Origin of the sequence: Parafannyhessea sp., from assembly GCF_051876455.1 — a bacterium.
In the GTDB taxonomy this organism is placed as follows: Bacteria; Actinomycetota; Coriobacteriia; order Coriobacteriales; family Atopobiaceae; genus Parafannyhessea.
In genome coordinates this window covers 1-3,903 of record NZ_JBJEHW010000069.1, presented here as the reverse complement: position 1 = coordinate 3,903, position 3,903 = coordinate 1, and the positions used below count along the sequence as shown (strand labels likewise).

The window sequence follows — 3,903 nt, the reverse complement described above, 5'->3', positions numbered from 1 at the left end:
GAGAAGTTCGAGGCCAAGACCGGCAACCAGGTCCTGGTCTCCGGCCTGGGGTCCTCCGCCGGCATCGAGGCCGTCATCAGCGGCACCGCCGACATCGCGAGCTCGAGCCGCGACCTCACCAAGGAGGAGGCCAGCCACGAGCTCGTGTCGACCGTCATCGCGCACGACGGCATCGCGATCATCGTGAACGACTCCAACCCGGTCAAGAACGTCACGCTCGACCAGCTGAGGGACATCTACGCGGGCAAGATCACCAACTGGAAGGAGCTTGGCGGCCCCGACCTCGCCATCCAGCTCGTCAACCGCGACGAGGCCTCCGGCACGCGCGAGGCCTTCCGCTCCATCGTCATGCGCGGCGCGGAGTTCGACCGCAGCGCCGCGGTGCTCCCCGGCACCGGGCAGGTGCGCGACGTGGTCAGCCGCTCCAAGGGCGCCATCGGCTACATCTCGATCGGCTTCGTCAAGAGCGACTTCGCCACCACGACGGTCAGGACGCTCACGGTCAACGGGGTCAAGGCCACGGAGGACAACGTAAGCAACGGGAAGTACCCCATCTCGCGCGACCTCTACTTCTTCACCAACGGAGACCCCCAGGGCGTCTCGTACCAGTACATCAGGTTCGTCCTCTCCGACCAGATGACCAAGACCATCGAGGAGGCGGGCTACATCCCCGTCAACTGGGACCAGTCCGCCAAGGGCGACACCACGTCGACCGCCTCGACCGACGATGCCAGTACCTCGGGAGGTGAGGGCAAGTGAGCGGGTCAGAAGAGCAACAACAGCAAGAGCGAGAAGAGCATGACGAGCTCCTCGACGGCCTCGAGCAGCCGCCGCACATCTCGGACATCGAGCCCAACAAGGACGAGGCGCTCAGGAAGAGCGCCCGCGAGCTCAAGCTCATGGACCATGCAACGTACGTGAAGGAGGGCCTCCTCAAGGACCTCTTCCTCCTGTGCGCGCTCATCGCCGTGGCGGCCGTGGCCCTCATCTTCGTGTTCACGCTCGCCAAGTCGCTGCCCGTGTTCACCCAGATCGGGCTCGGCGGGTTCTTCTCGTCCACCTGGGCCCCGTCCGAGGGCCACTACGGCATACTCGCGCTTCTCGCCGGCTCCGCGCTCGTCACCGTGGGCGCACTCGTCATTGGCGTGCCGCTCGCCGTGGGCTGCGCCGTGTACCTCACCCAGATAGCGACGCGCAGGGTCACCAGGGTCGTGAGCACGGCCGTCGACCTCCTGGCCGGCATTCCCTCGGTCATCTACGGCTTCTTCGGGCTCGTGGTGCTGCGCCCGCTCATCGCCGACGCCTCGGGCGGCCTCGGCTTCGGCGCGCTCACGGCCTGGCTCGTGCTCGCCATCATGATCGTCCCCACCATCACTACGCTCTCGATGGACGCACTCAACTCGGTCGACCCCGGCGTGCGCGAGGCGTCCTTCTCCATGGGCGCGACCCGCTGGCAGACCATCTACAAGGTCGTGCTGCCGGCCGCCAAGGTGGGTATCGTCAACGCCATCGTCCTGGGCATGGGCCGCGCCATCGGCGAGACCATGGCCGTCCTCATGATCGTGGGCAACGCGCCCGTCTTCCCGCACTCCATCACGAGCCCCGTGGCCACGCTCACGAGCCAGATCGCCCTCGACATGGGCTACTCCTCCGGCCTCCACCGAGCCGCCCTGTTCGGCATGGGTGTCGTGCTTTACGTCATCTCCGCGGGCCTCGTGGGCATCGTCCGCATCATCACCAGCAGGAGCGAGCGCCGCGAGCGCGAGGCCTCCCGTCCCGCCACGCCGGTGGCCGAGAAGGACGCGCGCTCCGTGGCAGAGGGCCCCTCGGCATCGAGCGCCTCCGCGGTCCGCGCGCAGGAGAGCTCCGCGCAGCTCATCAGGAGCCGCCTCGCCCGCGCCAAGAAGCCGCGCGTCTCCAAGGACGCGACCGACGGCATCATGACCGGCGTCTTCGTGGCCGCTGGCTTCGTCACCACCGCGATCCTCCTCCTCATCATCGGCTTCGTGGTCATCAACGGCGCACCGCAGATCACGCCCGCCTTCATCTTCACGTGGCCCAAGGGCGTCAACGCCGAGGGCGGCATCTTCCCCACGATCGTCTCAACGCTCTACGTGACGGCGCTCGCCACGCTCTTCGCCACGCCCGTGGCGGTGCTCGCCGCGGTGTACCTGGCGGAGTACGCCCACCAGGGACGCCTGGTCGATTTCATCCGCTACGCCACGGACACGCTCGCCTCCGTCCCCTCAATCGTCATGGGACTCTTCGGCTACGCCGTGTTCGTGGAGGCCTGCGGATTCGGGCTGTCCATGCTCTCCGCGGCGCTCGCCCTGGCCCTGCTCATGCTTCCGCTCATCATGAGGACCACGGAGGACGCCATCCGCTCCGTTCCGCGCTTCATCCGCTGGGGCGCGTACGGCCTCGGCGCCACCAAGTGGCAGGTCGTGAGCAAGATCGTGCTGCCCGCGGCCTTCCCCAGGATCGCGACCGGCATCGTGCTCGCCATCGGCCGCGCCATCGGCGAGACGGCCATCGTGCTCTACACCATGGGACAGGCGGTCAACCTGCCCGTGACGCCGCTCGACTCGGGCCGCTCCATGCCCGTCCACCTGTACCTGCTCGCAAACGACGGCATCAACATGGGGGCTGCCTACGGAACGGCGCTCCTGCTCATGATCATGATCCTGGCCTTCAACCTCTTCGCGCGCTACATCTCCAAGCGCGGCGCCAGGCAAAAGGGAGGGAAGTAGCGTGACCGTCTATCGCCATGCACCCAAGAACCCACAGGGCGAGGGTATCCACGTCGAGGACTTCAACTTCTGGTACGGTGACTTCCATGCGCTCACGGGCGTCAACCTCGACATCGCGCCCCGCAAGATCACGGCGTTCATCGGGCCTTCGGGCTGCGGCAAGTCCACGTTCCTGCGCTGCATGAACCGCATGAACGACCTGATCGAGGGCACGCGCGAGGAGGGCCTCATGGCCCTCGACGGGCACGACATCTACGCCCCCGGCGTGGACCCCGTCGACCTCCGCCGCCGCGTGGGCATGATCTTCCAGCAGCCCAACCCGTTCCCCAAGTCGATCTACGAGAACGTCGCCTTCGGCCCGCGCCTGCAGGGCGTGACCTCCAAGTCCGACCTCGACGACATCGTGGAGGAGTCGCTCAAGCGCGCGAACCTCTGGAAGGAGGTCTCGGGCCAGCTGGGAAAGAACGGACTCGCGCTCTCCGGCGGCCAGCAGCAGCGCCTCTGCATCGCGCGCGTGCTCGCCGTGCAGCCGGACGTCCTCCTCATGGACGAGCCGTGCTCCGCCATCGACCCCACGAGCGTCCAGAAGGTGGAGGACCTCATGGCCGAGCTCGCCCCCACGGTCACGATCATCATCGTGACCCACTCCATGCAGCAGGCCGCACGCATCAGCGACTACATGGCCTTCTTCCTGCAGGAGCGTGCGGGGGAGCCCGCGACGCTGATCGAGTACGGGGACACGAAGGAGATCTTCTCGCGCCCCCGTGACCCCAGGACCGAAAGCTACATCACCGGCCGCTTTGGCTAGACGTGCCGCCGGCAGGACACGGGAACGAGAGGGAGGCTACCCATGCGCGAACAGTTTGACAAGCAGCTCGTCGAGATGCGCCAGGAGGTCGTCGCGATCCTGAGGGACGTGGACGTCGAGCTCCACGACGCCGTGGACGCCCTGGTGGAGGGCGACCGCGAGAAGGCCAAGGAAACCAAGAAGGCCACCAAGAAGATCGACCAGCGCTGCGAGGAGCTGGAGGACAAGGCCTACCAGACGGTCACGCTGCAGCAGCCCGTGGCCTCGGACCTCCGCCTGATCCAGTTCATCGTGTACGCGGACTTCAACCTGCAGCGCATGAGCAATCACGCCCGCAACATCGCC

The 3,903-nt window shown here is 66.9% G+C and carries 4 protein-coding genes; all 4 read left to right on the top strand.

The features are described 5' to 3' along the window. A partial coding sequence (locus ACI38Z_RS03275; protein ID WP_439788757.1) for a phosphate ABC transporter substrate-binding protein occupies positions 1-759 on the top strand: 759 nt, incomplete at its 5' end. Next, entirely contained in the window at positions 756-2,750 is a 1,995-nt protein-coding gene (pstC, locus tag ACI38Z_RS03270) for a phosphate ABC transporter permease subunit PstC (protein ID WP_439788756.1), read from the top strand. The genes ACI38Z_RS03275 and pstC, both read left to right, overlap by 4 nt. Before the next feature lies 1 nt (position 2,751). Then, on the top strand, positions 2,752-3,558 hold the full coding sequence (pstB, locus tag ACI38Z_RS03265; RefSeq protein ID WP_439788755.1) for a phosphate ABC transporter ATP-binding protein PstB: 807 nt from the start codon (positions 2,752-2,754) through the stop codon (positions 3,556-3,558). A gap of 42 nt (positions 3,559-3,600) precedes the next feature. Continuing rightward, on the top strand, positions 3,601-3,903 hold a 303-nt coding region (locus tag ACI38Z_RS03260), incomplete at its 3' end, for a PhoU domain-containing protein (protein ID WP_439788754.1).